At 28.2% G+C, this 17,974-nt stretch carries 20 protein-coding genes; 10 read left to right on the forward strand and 10 right to left on the reverse strand.

The genetic code is table 11. From position 1 onward, the window contains the following. Window positions 1-347, reverse strand: a 347-nt coding sequence (locus GQ540_RS11300) for a sigma-70 family RNA polymerase sigma factor (RefSeq protein WP_291801097.1), incomplete at its 3' end; no start/stop codon positions are given. 101 nt (window positions 348-448) lie between these two features. Between GQ540_RS11300 and meaB the strand changes: the two genes are divergently transcribed. Genes meaB through GQ540_RS11315 form a run of 3 tightly spaced genes read left to right on the forward strand, consistent with a single transcriptional unit; the run spans window position 449 to window position 3,689 of the window. Further along, a complete protein-coding gene (meaB, locus tag GQ540_RS11305; RefSeq protein WP_291801099.1) occupies window positions 449-1,534 on the forward strand; it encodes a methylmalonyl Co-A mutase-associated GTPase MeaB in 1,086 nt (361 codons plus the stop codon). Beyond that, window positions 1,534-2,271: a glycosyltransferase gene (locus GQ540_RS11310; RefSeq protein ID WP_291801101.1), complete on the forward strand. Its 738-nt coding sequence runs from the start codon at window positions 1,534-1,536 to the stop codon at window positions 2,269-2,271. The genes meaB and GQ540_RS11310 overlap by 1 nt, the downstream gene beginning before the upstream one ends. A gap of 17 nt (window positions 2,272-2,288) precedes the next feature. Beyond that, on the forward strand, window positions 2,289-3,689 hold the full coding sequence (locus GQ540_RS11315) for a glycosyltransferase family 39 protein (RefSeq protein ID WP_291801103.1): 1,401 nt from the start codon (window positions 2,289-2,291) through the stop codon (window positions 3,687-3,689). A gap of 17 nt (window positions 3,690-3,706) precedes the next feature. Here the strand turns inward: GQ540_RS11315 and GQ540_RS11320 are convergent, their stop codons facing one another. Both GQ540_RS11320 and GQ540_RS11325 read right to left on the reverse strand, forming a co-directional pair. Continuing rightward, entirely contained in the window at window positions 3,707-4,588 is an 882-nt protein-coding gene (locus GQ540_RS11320; RefSeq protein WP_291801105.1) for a diacylglycerol kinase family protein, read from the reverse strand. A gap of 3 nt (window positions 4,589-4,591) precedes the next feature. Further along, the gene (locus GQ540_RS11325) at window positions 4,592-6,538 is read right to left on the reverse strand and encodes an LTA synthase family protein (RefSeq protein ID WP_291801107.1); all 1,947 of its coding nucleotides are present in this window, start codon (window positions 6,536-6,538) and stop codon (window positions 4,592-4,594) included. Window positions 6,539-6,756: 218 nt separating this feature from the next. Here GQ540_RS11325 and GQ540_RS11330 point away from each other — a divergent pair, with 218 nt between their 5' ends. After that, on the forward strand, window positions 6,757-7,434 hold the full coding sequence (locus tag GQ540_RS11330) for a hypothetical protein (RefSeq protein ID WP_291801109.1): 678 nt from the start codon (window positions 6,757-6,759) through the stop codon (window positions 7,432-7,434). On the opposite strand, the gene GQ540_RS11335 is transcribed toward GQ540_RS11330, so the two are convergent. Genes GQ540_RS11335 through GQ540_RS11355 form a run of 5 tightly spaced genes read right to left on the reverse strand, consistent with a single transcriptional unit; the run spans window position 7,424 to window position 11,404 of the window. Further along, complete coding sequence (locus tag GQ540_RS11335; RefSeq protein ID WP_291801110.1) at window positions 7,424-7,993, reverse strand: phosphatase PAP2 family protein; 570 nt, start codon at window positions 7,991-7,993, stop codon at window positions 7,424-7,426. The genes GQ540_RS11330 and GQ540_RS11335 overlap by 11 nt on opposite strands. A 23-nt stretch (window positions 7,994-8,016) precedes the next feature. After that, window positions 8,017-9,117 (reverse strand): peptidylprolyl isomerase, encoded by a 1,101-nt coding sequence (locus tag GQ540_RS11340; RefSeq protein WP_291801112.1) that lies wholly within the window; start codon window positions 9,115-9,117, stop codon window positions 8,017-8,019. Between the two features lie 2 nt (window positions 9,118-9,119). Then, complete coding sequence (locus GQ540_RS11345; protein ID WP_291801114.1) at window positions 9,120-9,851, reverse strand: FKBP-type peptidyl-prolyl cis-trans isomerase; 732 nt, start codon at window positions 9,849-9,851, stop codon at window positions 9,120-9,122. Further along, complete coding sequence (gldI, locus tag GQ540_RS11350) at window positions 9,838-10,383, reverse strand: gliding motility-associated peptidyl-prolyl isomerase GldI (RefSeq protein ID WP_291801116.1); 546 nt, start codon at window positions 10,381-10,383, stop codon at window positions 9,838-9,840. The genes GQ540_RS11345 and gldI overlap by 14 nt, the downstream gene beginning before the upstream one ends. Further along, a complete protein-coding gene (locus GQ540_RS11355; protein ID WP_291801119.1) occupies window positions 10,373-11,404 on the reverse strand; it encodes a bifunctional oligoribonuclease/PAP phosphatase NrnA in 1,032 nt (343 codons plus the stop codon). The genes gldI and GQ540_RS11355 overlap by 11 nt, the downstream gene beginning before the upstream one ends. A gap of 83 nt (window positions 11,405-11,487) precedes the next feature. Between GQ540_RS11355 and GQ540_RS11360 the strand changes: the two genes are divergently transcribed. Together GQ540_RS11360 and GQ540_RS11365 are read left to right on the forward strand one after the other, a co-directional pair. Next, window positions 11,488-12,534, forward strand: a complete 1,047-nt coding sequence (locus GQ540_RS11360) for an alkaline phosphatase D family protein (RefSeq protein WP_291801121.1) — start codon at window positions 11,488-11,490, stop codon at window positions 12,532-12,534. 58 nt (window positions 12,535-12,592) lie between these two features. Further along, window positions 12,593-13,012 (forward strand): nucleoside-diphosphate kinase, encoded by a 420-nt coding sequence (locus GQ540_RS11365; protein WP_291801123.1) that lies wholly within the window; start codon window positions 12,593-12,595, stop codon window positions 13,010-13,012. Between the two features lie 53 nt (window positions 13,013-13,065). Here the strand turns inward: GQ540_RS11365 and GQ540_RS11370 are convergent, their stop codons facing one another. Both GQ540_RS11370 and GQ540_RS11375 read right to left on the reverse strand, forming a co-directional pair. Further along, window positions 13,066-13,362 (reverse strand): DUF721 domain-containing protein, encoded by a 297-nt coding sequence (locus GQ540_RS11370; RefSeq protein ID WP_291801125.1) that lies wholly within the window; start codon window positions 13,360-13,362, stop codon window positions 13,066-13,068. Then, the gene (locus GQ540_RS11375; protein WP_291801137.1) at window positions 13,362-14,441 is read right to left on the reverse strand and encodes a DNA replication/repair protein RecF; all 1,080 of its coding nucleotides are present in this window, start codon (window positions 14,439-14,441) and stop codon (window positions 13,362-13,364) included. The genes GQ540_RS11370 and GQ540_RS11375 overlap by 1 nt, the downstream gene beginning before the upstream one ends. A gap of 113 nt (window positions 14,442-14,554) precedes the next feature. Between GQ540_RS11375 and GQ540_RS11380 the strand changes: the two genes are divergently transcribed. From GQ540_RS11380 to mutL, 4 genes are read left to right on the forward strand one after another with little or no spacing between them, the layout of a single operon-like run. Then, entirely contained in the window at window positions 14,555-15,319 is a 765-nt protein-coding gene (locus GQ540_RS11380; protein WP_291801127.1) for a tetratricopeptide repeat protein, read from the forward strand. A 6-nt stretch (window positions 15,320-15,325) separates the two neighbouring features. Next, window positions 15,326-15,805: a 6,7-dimethyl-8-ribityllumazine synthase gene (ribH, locus tag GQ540_RS11385; protein WP_291801130.1), complete on the forward strand. Its 480-nt coding sequence runs from the start codon at window positions 15,326-15,328 to the stop codon at window positions 15,803-15,805. A 58-nt stretch (window positions 15,806-15,863) separates the two neighbouring features. After that, the gene (locus tag GQ540_RS11390; RefSeq protein WP_291801132.1) at window positions 15,864-16,148 is read left to right on the forward strand and encodes a riboflavin synthase subunit beta; all 285 of its coding nucleotides are present in this window, start codon (window positions 15,864-15,866) and stop codon (window positions 16,146-16,148) included. After that, window positions 16,149-17,963, forward strand: coding sequence for a DNA mismatch repair endonuclease MutL (mutL, locus tag GQ540_RS11395; protein WP_291801134.1), 1,815 nt, complete (start codon window positions 16,149-16,151; stop codon window positions 17,961-17,963). It begins immediately after the preceding gene. The last annotated feature ends 11 nt before the right edge of the window (window positions 17,964-17,974 follow it).

The following is a 17,974-nucleotide window of genomic DNA, read 5'->3' on the forward strand; positions in this document are numbered from 1 at the left end:
TCTTCTTTAACTGTCCAATCACCATCATCTGCAATGGTTAGTTCTTTTTCTTCAATTGATACCAACTCAATTCTTTTCTTTTTCAAATAATCAATGCATTGATTAATTACAATTCTTTTAATCCAGGCGCCTATAGTAACTTCACCTTTAAAGCTATTCATGTTTTTAAAAACTTTTATAAATGCATCTTGCATCATATCTTCAGCAACAAAGCTATCTTTCACATACCTTAATGCTATTGTGAACATTGCTTGGCAATACATATCATACAATTGCATTTGTGCCTTTGCATTGTTTTGCTTACAATCTTCAACAATTTTGTTGTTTAAAAAAACCGTTTTACTCATTTAGTTGGTTACCTCTATTTATAAAGACGAAACATTATTTTGAGTGTTGCATTTTATCAAAATAAATATTTTAAATTTACAACAATTATTGAGTTTTAAACATGGCTAAGAAAAAATCATTAGAATCTGCTTTACATGAAGTTGAAGGAATTAAACAACCTACAACTACTAATGATAGTTCTATTAAAAAAATTATACTACAAAGAAGTAAGCAATCTTCAGAAAAAGAATTTGTTGAAAAAATTTTAGAAGGTGATATTTCATATTTAAGTCGTGCAATTACTTTAGTTGAAAGTAACAACCCAACGCATCAAAAAAAAGCAACTACAATAATAGAACAATGTTTACCTTATGCTAATAATTCTATTAGAATTGGTATTACTGGTGTTCCTGGAGTTGGAAAAAGTACTTTTATTGAGGTTTTTGGAAAACACTTTACTAGTAAAGGAAAAAAAGTTGCCGTTTTAGCAATTGACCCAAGCAGTTCTATAAATAAAGGAAGCATTTTAGGTGATAAAACCAGAATGGAAGAATTGGTAAAAGACCAAAACGCTTATATTCGTCCTTCGCCAAGTGGTGAATCTTTAGGTGGTGTTGCTCAAAAAACTCGTGAAACCATTATTTTGTGTGAAGCTGCCGGTTTTAATACTATTTTTATTGAAACTGTTGGTGTTGGTCAAAGTGAAACTGCTGTACATTCAATGGTTGATTTCTTTTTACTATTAAAACTTGCTGGTGCTGGTGATGAATTGCAAGGAATTAAACGTGGAATTATTGAAATGGCTGATGCTATAGTAATTAACAAAGCTGATAAGGAGAATATAAAAAATGCCAAACTGGCTAAGCTAGAATTCTCAAAAGCCTTACATTTGTATCCTTTAAAAGAAAGCGGCTGGCAACCAAAAGTAACTACGTGTAGTGCTTTTTATAATGAAGGAATTGAAAATATTTACACCATAATTAATGATTATTTCAACTTAACAAAAACAAACGGTTATTTTGAACAAAAACGAAACGAGCAAAATAAATATTGGTTATTAGAAACTATTAATCAACAATTAACTGCTAATTTTTATAATAAAAAGGAAGTGAAAGATAGCTTAAAAAAATATTTTGAGGATATAAAAAACTTAAAAACAACACCTTTTAAAGCTGCTAAAGAAATACTAAAATTATCAAAGAAATAATGACCAAGTTATTTGATTTATGCATAGTTATACCTTGTTATAACGAAGAAAAAAGGTTTGACAGAGAACGTATGTGTAACTTTTTAAAGTTACAACAAAACGTTTTATTGTGTTTTGTAAATGATGGCTCAAGTGATCGAACTTTTGAAATATTAAATTCTTTAAAAAGCACCTACCCTAAAAATATTGAGGCTATTTCTATTAAAAATAATGTTGGTAAAGCTGAAGCTGTTAGAACTGGTATTTTACACTGTAATAAACATTTTAAACATGAAAAAATTGCATATTTAGATGCAGATTTAGCTACAACTTTAGAAGAATGCTACGAAATTAGTCAACTTGTTAAAGACGAAATCGTTTTTGCTTTTGGTTCAAGAATAGAAAAAATAGATAACAACATTGATCGAAAAATTCATCGATTTTATATTGGAAGAATAATTGCTGCATTTATTTCAAAACAATTAAAATTAAACGTTTACGATAGCCAATGTGGATGTAAAATAATAAACAGTAAACTTTCAGAAGAACTTTTTTCTGAAAAATTTATTTCAAAATGGTTATTTGATGTTGAGATTTTTCATAGAATGATTAAAATTTATGGTAGACATAAAATACCTAAAATTTGTAAAGAAATTCCTTTAAAATCTTGGATAGATTATGATGAATCTAAAGTTAAAATGACTTACTTTTTTAAACTTTGGTTAGATTTATATAAAATAAAAAAAGCATACAGCTAACTTAACTATTAAATTTAATGACTTTGTTTTCAAAAAAAACCTCTCCTTATTTTTTAATTACAATTGCACTTATTTTATTTAGAGCCTTATTAAACTATGCCATTCCTTTAATGGATAAAACTGAAGCTCGCTACGCTGAAATAGCCAGAATTATGGCTGAAACTAATAATTGGATTACACCACAAATAGATTATGGAGTTCCTTTCTGGGCAAAACCGCCACTTTCAACTTGGTTATCGGCACTTAGTTTTGAATTATTTGGGGTGAACGAATTTGCAGCAAGGTTACCTTATTTATTGTTGTGCATACTCATTGCATTACTAATTGGAAAATATGCAAAACGCAAAGGGTTAGATTTTTTTATTCCTGCTGTGATACTTTTCACTATTCCTGAATTTTTAATTCACGCAGGAGTTGTTTCAACTGATACGGCTTTAGCTTTTTGCGTTACTTTAGTCATGATTTCTTTTTGGGAAGGAATTCACAACAAAGAACAACGTTTTTGGAAATATTTATTTTTTGTTGGTGTTGGTTTAGGTTTATTAGCAAAGGGTCCAATAATTATAATTTTAACCGGACCTCCAATATTCATTTGGCTTATTCTATCAAAAGAATTTAAAAATTTATGGAAATCATTTCCTTGGATTATAGGTGTTATAATTACTGCTTTAGTTGCCATTCCTTGGTATTATTTTGCCGAACAAAAATCTCCTGGTTTTATAGATTACTTTATTGTAGGAGAACATTTTAAGCGCTTTTTAAGTTCAGGTTGGCAAGGCGATAAATATGGTTTTCCTAAATCACAACCTTTTGGAATTATTTGGATATTTTTAATAGTTTTTGCAATTCCTTGGATAGTTATTGCAATTAAAAAATTATGGCAAAACAAGCCTGAAATATTCAAAAACAAATGGGTTCTCTACTTATTTTTATGGTTAGTATGGACTCCTTTATTTTTTACTATTTCTAAAAGTTTAATTCATCCGTACATAATGCCAATAATGGTTCCAATAGCATTGCTAATTACACATTGGTGGAAAGATCTTGTAAATAAAAACAGAATTGTTTTTGGTAGCTTACTTTTCCCAACTATTGCTTTTTTACTTCTTATTGGTTTAACAATTAGCGGTAAAAAAGAATTCTATATGAATTCTGACAAATATTTAATTGAAAATATTTCTGAAAAAAACCTTCAAATTTATCATTGGCAAAAGAAAAGTTATTCTGGTCAATTTTACACACAAGGAGCTATAAAAGCTGTTAAAGACACTCTTGAATTAAATAAACTAATTTCAGAAAAAAAACCATTTTTAATGATTATTCCTCATAAAAAAATTAAAAAAATAGACAAAAAATCTATTCAGAATTTAGAACAAATAGATTCAAATAATAAAAAGGGAATGTATATTTATAAATAACTTTAGATAACAACTTATTAAGTTGCAATTACATTCAAAGCTTTTTTAATAATTGATATTTTTAATGAATTACTTTTCATTTGATAAAACTCACCATCAATTTGCATATTAATTTGTGTATCATCATTTTTATCAATAACCAAATAATCTAATTGTTTATAAATTACTTCATTTAACAAATAATGCTTCCTAACTAACACTAGTAATCCAAAAACTATCATTTTTATATAACCAATTTTTGGAACAATAATAACATCTAATAATCCGTCTTGTAAAGATGCTTTTGGTGTAATTGTAATTTTATTTCCCATTTCATTTGAATTGGAAACAAATAATAAAAATGGATGTGTAAAAGCTTGTTTATCTGCTAACTTATAAGTGTATTTTGAATATTTATACGATCTCAAAGACTTTAACGATGCCTTCATATAAGTAATTAAACCCCGAGTAGGCATATTCTCATATTGTGAAATTATTTCAGCATCAATCCCAATTCCCATATTGCTAAAAAAATAGGTTTCATTTACTTTACCAACATCAATTTTTAAACTCTGTTGCTTTTTAATTAATGAAATAGCTTTTCCAATATTTTTTGGAATTTTTAAATTTGAAGCCAAACCATTTCCTGAACCAACAGCAATTATTCCCAATAAAATTGGTTTGTTTATTAAACAACTAGCGACTTCATTAATTGTTCCATCCCCACCACAAGCAACAATAATATCAGCATTTTCACTTATAGAATTATTTGTTAATATAACTGCATGTTTATTATATTCAGTATATTTTAATGTAATATTATACATATTTGTAGGGAAATGTTCACGAATCAAGTCTATATGTATTACGTGTTTCCCGTTTCCAGAAATAGGGTTAATTATAAAATGAATATGTTGCATATCCTAATTCGTTTTGTTTTGAGGTAATGTGTATTTTCTTTCTTTATATAAATAAGAGGCTGTAACTATATGACCTAAAGCATCTTTAGCTAATTCACTATTTACTTTTTCAACTGGTGTCAATTCATCATCTTTAGAGACTTTAAATTGAATAGCCTTTTTCCCTGATTGAAGAACTACCAAATCATCTCCGTTTCTAAATGCATTTGTACTGTAAAATTGCATAATAGCCCTACCTGGAATAGAATCATGAAGTTTAAATAAATTTCTACCAATCATTGGCGTTTCCATATCCATACCCATTAAATCTAATAACGTTGGTGGCATATCTAATTGGCTACAGAGTTTTTCATAGTTAAGTTTTCCATCTAAATTTGGCGCAATAATTAAAGCCGGAATATGAAATTTATTTACAGGGATAATGTCCTTTCCCCAAGTTCTTGTATTATGATCTGCTATAATAATAAATACCGTGTTTTTATAATAAGCTTCTTTTTTTGCCATCTTAAAAAATTCTCCAATTGCGAAATCAGCATATTTAATAGCGTTATTAACTGTGTTTTTTTTCTTATCAAACAGTTCAATTTTATCATCAGGAAATTCAAACGGTTCATGGTTTGAACTTGAAAACATTAAAGAGAAAAATGGTTTCTCGCCATATGATTTATACAATTCATTTCCTTTTTTTACCAGAGACTCATCTGAAACTCCCCAAGTTCCTTTAAAATCATATTCATTTTTTTTATAATCACCTTCATCTATAATTTCATCAAAACCATTTCCATTAAAAAAAGAAGCCATATTATCAAAATTTGCCGAACCTCCATATATAAAACTAGTCTCATAACCTTTTCTTTTTAAAGCATCAGCAAGTGTGAAAAATCCGTTTTGAGATTTCCCTAATTTAACAACACTTCTTGATGGTGTAGGTAAAAAACCCGTTGTTACAGCTTCAATTCCTCTAACACTTCTTGTTCCGGTTGCATATAAATTTGTAAAAAGCATTCCTTCTTTGCTTAAAGCATCAAAATTTGGTGTTAGAGGTAAACCTCCTAAAACACCAACATATTCTGCTCCAATACTTTCTTGTAAAAAAATTACTAAGTTATATGGTTTATCAATTTGGTGTGTGCTTTTTTGAAAGTGCAACAAAGGAATTTCTTCATTTTTAAACTCTTCATTGCTTGTTGTCATGTATTTTTTAACTCTATCAAAAGCTTCTTTAATTGGTAACTTACCATACATTTTAATCATATCCTCTTCACTTTTCAATGAGTTTAAAGCAAACCCAACAGTATAAAGTGAATTTAAAGCAACACTATTTGTAAATTGATCTGATGAAAAAACTGCATCGCTAGAGTTTATTGGTCTCTTTGAAGTTAAACTTGATCTTAATCCAAAAAATAATAGAAAAAACACTAACGGTGAAAGTAATAATTTGAATTTATATGAACTTGCAGGCACAATTTTAAATACCTGTTTTGACTTCTTCACAAGTAGGTATCCAAAAAATGAAAGTACTATTGTCGAAACCAATAAAATACCCCAAAACCCTTTAATAAGCATTGTAAATACTTCTTTTGGATATATTAAATATTCAATAAATAATCTATTTGGCCTCGTATCATATTGTATTAAAAAACTTGGCGTTGCTAATTCCATTAAAAGAATTAAGAATAAAAATGAAATTAAAAAATAACGGATAATCCAATCTAGTTTAACAAGAAATTTATCAGGTATTAACACAATTAAAACCGTTGGAATTACAGCAATATAAGAAAGTAAAATAATATCCATTCTTAAACCAATTGGAAAAATTAGCCAATAATCTTCTGTTGATATAATTCTAGATGAAAACCAAATAAACAATAAAAATCTACTAAGTGTTGTTATTATAAGTCCTATTACAAAAAATAAGATTAGTGGTCTTAAAAATTTAATTTTTTCCATTATTTGCTTGTTCTATTACTATTTTGATTGAAAAATTTACTAGGATTATAAAATGAATAAACTTCAAAATATTTTATTTTAAAAACACCTAATAATCACAAATTTAAAATCTTATTATTTAAATCCTAGTATTCAATAAAGTTTTTCCCATTTAAAAAAATATCACGAAGTATTTAAAAGTATATAATTTAGTTTCAAAAAAATAGTATTTTTGAATTATGAAAGAAATCACACTCACTAGAACTGAAAAAATAGCCTATTCATTTTTATTATTAGTATTTGGATTGGGAATTTATTATTCAAATACAAACTTGCAATATTTTGATGAAGTGTACACCAAAGAAGATGGCTTTGCTGAATATGGCACTGCTTTTCTATTATTTTGTTCTAGTATATTACTTTTTTCGAGGTTTTTTACGCTATTTAAATCAAAAAAAGCAACTTGGATACTTGGTGTATTTTTAATAGCAACTATATTTTTATTTGGAGCTGGCGAAGAAATTTCTTGGGGACAACGTATTTTTAATGTAGAATCTTCAGAATACTTTTTAGAAAACAATGCTCAAGGTGAAACCAACTTACACAATATGGTTGTTAATGGAAAAAAAGTTAATAAAATAATATTTAGTCAGCTTTTAACTTTAATTTTAGTTATCTACTTAATAATAACGCCATTACTTTATAGAAAATTTGAAGCTATTAAAAATTTAGTAAATTTATTTGGTGTACCTATTGTACAATGGCAACACACAATTGCATTTTTAGTAAGTACAGGTTTGGTTTCTTTTATGCCTTCAAATAGAAAATGGGAATTGTACGAATTAGCTTTTGGAGTTATATTTTTACTCATATTTTTAAACCCCTTCAATAAAGGTATTTACAAATCTAATTTATAAACTTCTTTAAAAATAACTTAAATAAGTTATAACAAACTATTGCATATATAGTTCCAAAAAGCATTCCCGTAATTACATCTAAAGGAAAGTGAACGCCTATATAAACTCTACTATAAGCAACTAACAACGCCCAAAAAATTAAAATAGAAGGTAAATATTTAATCTTATTTTTCACCAATAAACCAAAAAATACTGCTATAGCCATTGCATTTGCTGCATGTGCTGAAAAAAAAGCATACAAACCACCACAACTAGATTTTACTAAACGAATTAAGTGTGAAATGTTTTCATCATGACAAGGTCGTAATCTTTTAAATCCGTATTTAAATAAATTACTTGTTTGATCTGAAAGAGTAATAAGTAACACCACAAAAAATATTGCTATTAAAGTGCTTTTTAAGCCATAGTGTTTGTAGGTAAAATAAAGCAATAAAAAATACAATGGAATAGCGCTAAATTTATTGGTTATAAACAACCAAAAACTATCCCATTGTACTGATCCTAAATTATTTAAATAAATTAGTAATTCTATGTCTTTACCTATAATTGTATCTAACATACTGTACTAATCTATATAAATTATTATTTCTTTGTTACAACTTCTACCAATTCTAATACAAAAACCAAATCTGTGTTTGGTGGTACTACGCCTCCTGCTCCATGAGCTCCATAACCCAAATGAGATGGAATAAACAACATGGCTTTATCTCCAATTCTCATTTGCTGTAAACCTTCTCTAAAACCAGGTATTAATTGTGCTTCAGGGCTATAAACAGTTGTAAAAGGTGCATAACCATTTTTCTTATCTCTTACTTCATCATACACTCCATATTCCTGAGCTACTTCTTTAAAACTCGTATCAAATAATCGTCCATCAGTAAAATAACCTGCATAATTAACTTTTACGCTAACACCTTTTTTAGGAAATTCTCCATTTGTTGTATTGGTGATAAATATTTTTAAACCTGAAGGAAGTTCAGTTGCTTTTGCTGAATTTTCATCAATTTCAAGCAACGTTTTCTCAGCTACTTTTTTTAATTTTTCTTCATTTAAAGCTTGTTCTTCCATATATTTTGAAAACTCTTTGGATGCTTTAAACCCTTTAGCAGCTTTTCCAATCTTCACAATATCAATAGTTTTAATCACATCATTTTTAACAATTGAATCAACAACTGCTTGTCCTTCTATAACATGTCCAAAAACAGTATGTTTACCATCTAACCAAGGTGTTTCTTTGTGAGTCATAAAAAACTGACTTCCATTTGTAGTTTTTCCAGAATTTGCCATTGATAAAATTCCTGGTTTATCATGTTTTAACAACAATTTACCATTTTCATCTTTAGGGAATTCATCTTTAAATTTATACCCAGGATTTCCTTCTCCAGTCCCCGTTGGATCACCACCTTGAATCATAAAATCTTTAATAACTCTATGAAACTTAATTCCGTTATAATATGGCTTCTTTTTTAATGAATCAGCTAATTGTTTGTTAGTACCATCAGCTAAAGAAACAAAATTAGCAACAGTTATAGGCGTTTTTTCAAATTCTAATTTTAATAAAATCACACCTTTATTAGTTTGCATATTTGCATATAAACCATCTTCTAAATGTGCATATTTTGTTGGTTTACAAGAAATGATAACGAACGTAAAAGCTAGAAATATAAATTTCACTAATTTCATTCTTATTTCTTTGTGATTTCTAATAATTCAACTTCAAAAATTAATGTATCAAAAGGTTTAATTTTCCCTCCTTTACGTGGTGTACCACCATATGCTAATTCTTGAGGAACAAAAAACTTGTATTTTGAACCAACACTCATTAATTGTAAACCTTCAGTCCACCCTTTAATTACCCTATTTACACCAAATGTTGCTGGTTTACCTTTATCAACTGAACTATCAAAAACAGTTCCATCTGTTAAAGTTCCATGATAATGTACTTTTACTTTAGATGTTGCAACTGGCTTATCTCCTTCGCCTTGTTTTAAAACAATATATTGTAAACCACTTTCTGTTACTTGAACTCCTTTTACAGCTTTGTTATCTTCTAAAAATTTAATTCCTGCTGCTTTTACATCTCCAAACTCTGCTTCGGCTTTTTTTATAGCTTCTGCTTTTTGCTTTTCTCTCATTTCAGCTTGTCTTTTTTTGAAAAAATTATTCAAAATAACACTCACCTTTTCAGGATCAATCAAAATATCAACAGAATCAATACCACTAACAACTCCTTGAATAAATAGGTCTCTATCAACTTCTTCAAAATTACTTTTAAGCTTATTAGCAATATCCAAACCTAACACATAACTAACTGTGTCTGCTTCTGTTTTTAACGATTTTTTTGTAATACCTTGACTATTGCATGATAAAACTGTTGTAGCTAAAATTGCTATTACTAAAAATTTAATTACTTTCATTTTTCTTTTCTATTTTAATTAATTGAACTTTATAAATTAATGGTTGATTAATATCTATTTTATTTTGATCGCCTAAATATCCGAAAACTTTATGAGATGGAAATAAAAAAGTAACAACATCTTTTTCTGTCATTAATTTTAAACCACTTCTTAAGCCTTCTATAATTTCCTGCTGATCAACAAGGTATATTTGTTCTCCAATTTCTTTTGAAGTATAAATTATTGTATTTTTTATGTTATAAACTTCGTAAGTGTAAAATAGTTTATCACCAAATTTAGGGGCATATTTTGAAACACTTTTTTGTTCAAATTTATACCAAAATCCGTTTGAAGAAGTTTTATAAGTACTTAATGAATCATTCTTTATTAGTTGTTGAAATAATTTTTCTTCTTCAGCAATTAAAGATTTATTGAACGACACAGATTCCTCCATAAAAGAAGAAGTTTTTCTAACTATTGGTTTACGAGGCGCATTATTTCCACAAGAAAACAATAGTAGCGAACAAATAATAAGTAAAAAACTATGCTTCATACGAGTTTAATAAATCTTTTTGATGATTAGGTAATACACTTAAAAATTTTGAAATTGTATCATCTAATGAAATTGTTGATTTTCCACCGGCTGCATTGTCATGTCCACCGCCATCAAAATGCTCACGTGAAAACTTATTTACAGAGAAACTTCCCTTTGACCTTAAAGAAATTTTAATAATTTGTTGTTCTACATCTTCAATAAAAATAGCTGCAAAAATAACTCCTTCTAAAGATAAAGCGTAATTAACAACACCTTCAGTATCTCCTTTTTCAAAATTAAATTCATCTAATTCTTGCTGACTTAATGTAATGTAGGCAGTTTTAAATTTATTAATAACCACTAAATTACTAAGAGCACGGCCTAAAAGTTGTAATCTACCATATGAGTTTGTATCATACACATTGTTATGTATTTTGGCATTTTCGGCTCCTTTATCAATTAAATCTGCTATTATTCTATGTGTAGTACTTGTTGTTGAAGGAAAACGAAATGAACCGGTATCAGTCATAATTCCAACATAAATACAAGTAGCAATTTCAGGTGTTATAGCGCTTACATCATCTAATTTTTCTAAAAAATGATACACCATTTGACAAGTAGAACAAATAGAAACATCTGAATATAAATATTTTGCAATTGTATCTGGTTGTTGATGATGGTCAATCATAATAAAAGTACCATCATATTTTTCTAGAGTATTTTGCATATCACTACCAACTCTGTGCAACGCATTAAAATCCAGTAAAAAAACAATAGAAGCTTCTTCTAAAGCACTTTTTGATTGGCGATTTTGCATATCAAATTTAAACGTCTCCTTAGAATCAGGTAACCATTTTAAAAAATTTGGATAATCATTTGGTGCAACTACAGTTGCCTTATGTCCTTTATTATTTAAATAATGATACATTGCTAAACTTGCCCCAATTGCATCTCCATCTGGGTTTCTATGCGGTACAATAACTACATTTTGTGGTGTAGAAAGTAACGCTTTTATTTCCTTTATTTCATCTACATTCATAAGTTTGCAAATATACAATTTAATACTATATTTTTTTTTAAACACCTTTGTTAAATTGTTAAAAACGTACTAAAATTTTAAAAATGAACTATTTTAAAACACTCTTCATTCTTCTAATTGTTTTAAATTCTTGCAAAAAAGGACAAAAACAACATATTGAAGCAACTAAACCTAATTCAACTTCAACTAATTTTGTAGTATCTTTTGGTTCGTGCAATAATCAAAATTTACCAAATACATTTTGGAAAGAAATAACAAAAAATAAGCCTTCAATTTGGATTTGGGGAGGAGATGTCATTTACTCAGATACTGAAGATATGACTTATTTACAACAAAACTACAACAAACAAAAAAGCAATATTGATTATAATAATTTTAGCAAAAATATAGAAATACTTGCAACTTGGGACGATCACGATTATGGTGTTAATGATGGTGGTACTGAATATTCTAAAAAAGAAGAAGCCCAACAATTATTTCTAGATTTTTTAGATGTTCCTAAAACTGATGAACGTAGAGCACAAGAAGGCGTTTATTTTGCAAAAGATTATACCATAAATAACAAAATTATAAAAGTAATTCTACTAGATACACGTTATTTTAGAACTGCTTTAACACCTGATTTAGAGACTAAAAAAAGATACAAACCAAATATATCTAGTGAAGGAACAATGTTAGGAAAAACACAATGGAATTGGTTAAAAAACGAACTAAAAAACTCTAAAGCTTCTTTTACTATTCTAGTAAGTAGCATTCAATTTTTATCTTTTGAACACGGCTTTGAATCTTGGGGAAATATGCCTTCTGAAGTGAAAAAACTAGAAAATTTACTTACTTCAACTAATACCAAAAACGCTATTATCTTATCTGGTGATAGACACATTTCTGAGTTTTCAAAAAAAGAAGTTAATGGTTTAAATTATCCTTTAATTGATTTTACTTCAAGCGGATTGACACACTCCTATTCAAATTTCAAAGAAGAATCTAATAAATATAGAATTGGTAATGTAATTTCAGAAAAAAGCTTTGGAATTTTAAAATTTGACCTTAAAACCAATACTATTGTTCTTGAAATTAGAGGTGAAAATAATAAACTTTACAAAAGTTTTACCCAAAAATATGAACTGTAAATATGCATTTAATTGGAAAATACTATATTTGCCCAAATTTTAAAAATTAAGAACAATAATGGCAACAAATAGAACATTTACAATGCTAAAACCTGATTCAGTAGAAAAAGGGTATACTGGAGCTATATTAGAAAAAATAAATATTGCTGGATTTAGAATTGTAGCAATGAAAAAGACTCAAATGACTTTAGCTGATGCTGAAGAATTTTACGCAATTCACAATGAACGTCCGTTTTTTGGAGAATTAGTTCAATTTATGACTCGCGGTCCAATTGTAGCAGCTATTTTAGAAAAAGAAAATGCTGTTGAAGATTTTAGAGCTTTAATTGGAGCTACAAATCCTGCTGACGCTGCTGAAGGAACTATTCGTAAGTTATATGCTTCTTCTATGGGAGAAAATGCAGTTCATGGTTCTGATAGTGATGAAAACGCAGCTATTGAAGGTGCTTTTCATTTTTCTGGAAGAGAAATGTTTTAAAAAAATATCTTTTTAAATATAAAAAAACCGTTGCAGTGCAACGGTTTTTTTTATTAGCTCAATATCAATTTTGAAATTAATTCTTCTCCCAATTCTTCATTCATTAATTTAACAATTTTGGCTTTTCCGTAGCTTAATTCTTCCCGTAAAACCGAAGATTTTAAATTAACTATAAGTGTTTTACCATTTAAGGTTACACTATTTGTGTAAGAAACAACTCCTTTTCCCATGAGTTTTCCCCAAGCATCATTTACAGATAATTGGTGCATTCCTTTTGTTAATTTATTATCTTTAATTACATCTTTCATTAAATCTTGAATAGAATGAAATTCGTTCTGACGCTTAGCCATTATAGTTGAAATATTTTATACGGTTGTTTTGTTTTTTTTACGACTTCTTCAGTACGATCTTTATGTGTATCACTTATAAATAACTGACCAAATTCTTCATTGTTCACCAAATTTACTAATTGTGTTACTCTTAAATCGTCTAGTTTATCAAAAATATCATCTAATAATAAAATTGGTTTCACATTAGATTGTTTATTTATAAAATCAAATTGCGCTAATTTTAACGCTATTAAATACGATTTTTGTTGCCCTTGAGAACCAAATTTTTTAATTGGATATCCATCAATCTCAAACGTTAAATCGTCTTTATGAGTTCCTGCACTTGTGTATTGTAAAATTCTATCACGTTCAACATTTTGTTCAAACAATTCTAAAAAATTAATATCCTTCAATTGGGTTTTATACACCAAATCTACATGTTCACTACTGTTTGAAATTGCTTTGTAACGGTTTTTAAAAATTGGAATAAATTCATCTAAAAAAGCGGAACGTTTTTTATAAATAACACTTCCATAAGTTGCTAATTGCTCATCGTACACCTTTAAATTTAAAGCATCATAAGTTCTATTTAATGCAAAATATTTTAACAATGAATTTCGCTGAACCAATACTTTATTATATTTAATTACAGTTTGCAAATATTTATTGTCTGATTGTGAAATCACATTATCAATAAATTTTCTACGTATATCACTTCCATCAGTAATTAAATCTCTATCAGCTGGTGAAATAATTACCAACGGTAAATAACCAATATGATCTGAGAATTTCTCATATACTTTCCCATTACGCTTCACAACTTTTTTATTTCCTCGCTTTAAACTACAAACAACATTGTCACTTTTTTCTTTAATTTTGTAGTCGCCCTCAATCATAAAAAAATCTTCTGAATGCCTAATATTCTGTGTTGCAACAGAATTAAAGTAACTTTTTGCAAAAGATAAATAATATATAGCATCTAAAACATTGGTTTTCCCTACACCATTATTCCCAACAAAACAGTTAATTTTCTCCTGAAAATCAAATGTTTGAGATTCAAAATTTTTAAAATTAACCAACGTTATTTTTTGTAAATGCATTGCTATTTTTTGAAAGTCTAAAATTATTGAAAATAAATGTAAATTTAGATATAATTGCATTTTTACTTTTCAATTAAAAAGGCTATTTTTGCGCCTACAAATTATTATAATAAATGGCAACATATAAAAAGACAGGAAGTAAAGTAAAAAAAGGTCAACATAAAACTGAAGAGCATTCAACAACTGCTGATGTATTTAATACATTAGATGAAACAGCTTCAAGATCTGAAAAATTCATATTTAAAAACCAAAAAACCATTTTTATAGTATTAGGTTTAGTGGTTATATTAATTTTGGGATATTTACCTTATCAAAAATATATTACAGCTCCTAAGGAGAAAGAAGCCGCTAATGAATTGGCTTTCCCAAAATCATATTTTGAAGATGCAGGTACTAGTTCAGTTGCTGTAGATTCATTATATACATTAGCCTTAAATGGTGCTGATGGAAAATTAGGTTTTGTTGATGTTGCTAGTCAATACAGCGGAACTAAAGCAGGAAATTTAGCAAATTATTATGCAGGTATTTCATACTTAAAAATAAAAAACTATAAAGAAGCTATTGACTATTTAGAAAAATTTAATTCAGAGGATGAATTATTAGGTCCAACTGCTAAAGGTGCAATTGCTGATGCTTTTGCTGATATCAATCAACCTGAAGATGCTTTAGATTTTTATTTAGAAGCTGCAAATTTAAAAGACAATAATTTTTCAAGTCCATTATTTTTATTCAAAGCTGGTAATACAGCAATGGATTTAGAAAAATTCTCTAAAGCTTTAGATATTTTCAACAGAATTAAAACAGATTACCCAAATTCTGATGAAGCAAAAAATATAGATATTTATATTAGTAAAGCAACATACGCATCTAAAAAATAAGCTATAATGGCTACAACTAATTTATCTAATTACGATAAAGCAACAATCCCAAACGCGAAAAAATTTCGGTTTGGGATTGTTGTTTCTGAATGGAATCCTGAGATTACAGAAAACTTATATTTGGGAGCAGAACAAGCTTTATTAGAGAATGGAGCAACTAAAGAAAATATACTTCGCTGGAATGTTCCTGGAAGTTTTGAGCTTATTTATGGTTGTAAACACATGTTAGCTACTCAAAAACTAGATGCTATTATTGCTATTGGAAATGTAATTCAAGGTGAAACAAAACATTTTGATTTTGTTTGCGAAGGAGTTACTCAAGGCATAAAAGATTTAAATATAATATACGATGTTCCTGTTGTTTTTTGTGTACTAACTGATAACACGAAACAACAATCTATAGACCGTTCTGGAGGAAAACATGGAAACAAAGGCATTGAATGCGCTATTGCAGCAATTAAAATGGCAGCTTTAAGAGAGTTTTAACAGACTTCTTATTCACATTACTTGACCACAATTATAGAATTCAGTATTTTTGACTACTATGGGATTTTTAAGAAAACGTACAAATAAAAAGTTCGACTATAAACCAAGATACTTTAAAGGTGAAGGAAACCCTTACCAAATAGGTCACAAATTTGATGAGTTTAGAACTACAGTTGGAGGTAATAAAGGACTTAAAGAAAAATTTAAATCAGCTTTTGAAGAAAGTGAAAATTCAGCAGATAGAGGTTTCAACAAAACAATCTTAATTATTATTGCAATACTTGTATTTATATTTTTATACATTATTGATTTTGATTTATCCATTTTTAAGAATCCGTTTTAAATGCCAGATATTATTCAGCTACTACCCGACCATGTTGCAAATCAAATTGCTGCAGGTGAAGTTGTGCAACGCCCAGCTTCAGTAGTAAAAGAATTGCTTGAAAACGCAATTGATGCTGAAGCAACTAACATAAAACTAATTATTAAAGAAGCTGGTAAAATTCTTATTCAAGTTATTGATAATGGCAAAGGAATGAGCCAAACCGATGCTAGATTAAGTTTTGAACGCCATGCGACTTCAAAAATAAAAAAAGCTGAAGATTTATTTAACCTTCACACCAAAGGGTTTAGAGGTGAAGCATTAGCATCTATTGCCGCCATTGCTCATATAGATTTAAAATCGAAGCAAGAAAATCAAGAATTAGGTACGCAAATTAAAATTGAAGGTAGCGTTATTAGTTCTCAAGAAAATGTTTCAACTCCAAAAGGCACTTCTGTAGCTGTTAAAAATTTATTTTACAATATTCCTGCACGTAGAAATTTTTTAAAATCAAACACCATTGAAACACGTCATATCATTAACGAGTTTCAACGCATAGCTTTAGCACATCCAACCATTTCGTTTTCTTTTTTTCATAATGAAAATGAAGTATATAATTTAAGTACTGGTAATTTTCGTCAGCGAATTGTCGCAATTTTTGGAAAAAAAACCAACGAAAAATTAGTACCAATAAATGAAGTAACTGATGTTCTTGAAATAAATGGTTTTGTTACAAAACCAGAATTTGCTAAGAAAAAAAGAGGTGAACAATTCTTTTTTGTAAACGACCGTTTTATTAAAAATGCCTATTTAAACCACGCCGTTTCAGGTGCTTTTGAAAGTTTACTTTCTGGCGGTTATTTTCCAACGTACTTTTTATATTTAACGGTTCCAACAAAAAGCATTGATATAAATATTCATCCTACAAAAACTGAAATTAAGTTTGATGATGAAAAAACATTATATGCAATTTTACGTTCAACAATTAAACATAGTTTAGGGCAATACAACGTTGCACCTGTGCTTGATTTTGAACGAAGTGCTTCATTTGACACACCTTACGATTTTAAAAATAAAACATCTGAAACACCAAAAGTAACGGTAAATCCTGATTTCAACCCATTTAAAAGTGATATTCAAAAATCAAATCAATTTTCGCACAAAAGTGAGAAAATGCCTAAATGGGACAGTTTATATACAGGAATTGATGTTCAAAATATTGAAGTAAAATCTGAAACCGTTAATAGCTCTTTATTTTCTGAAACATCACAAAATAGTAAAACTTACCAAGTTCATAAAAAATATATAGTTAGTAGTATAAAATCTGGTGTTGTTTACATCAATCAGCATTTAGCACATCAACGTATTTTGTATGAAGAATTTTTAGAAAACATTACAGTAAAAGAAGCAATGAGCCAACAATTATTGTTTCCGCTAGAAATAGCATTTAACAAAAGTGATATTGTATTAATTAGAGAAATTAAAGAAGATTTAGAAAGCGTTGGCTTTTTGTTCGATAAAATTTTAGATGATTCAATTATTGTAAATGGCATACCGGTAACAATTACTGAAAGTCAAATTACCATTATTATTGAACAATTATTAGAAGATATTAAAAATGATATTCCAAACGCAAGTTTTAGTCAATTAGATGTAATGTCTAAAAGTTTAGCGAAAAGCTTAGCAATAAAAACAGGAACTAAATTAGATTTAAAAGAGCAAGAAGATATTGTAAATAAATTGTTTATATGTAAACAACCTGATGTGTCTCCTTTTGGAAAAACAACATTTGTAACTATAAATATTGACGAAATTGATAAAAGGTTTAACAATTAACTATTGTTAGC

The sequence above is a fragment of the Lutibacter sp. genome, assembly GCF_013139515.1.
Taxonomy (GTDB): Bacteria; Bacteroidota; Bacteroidia; order Flavobacteriales; family Flavobacteriaceae; genus Lutibacter.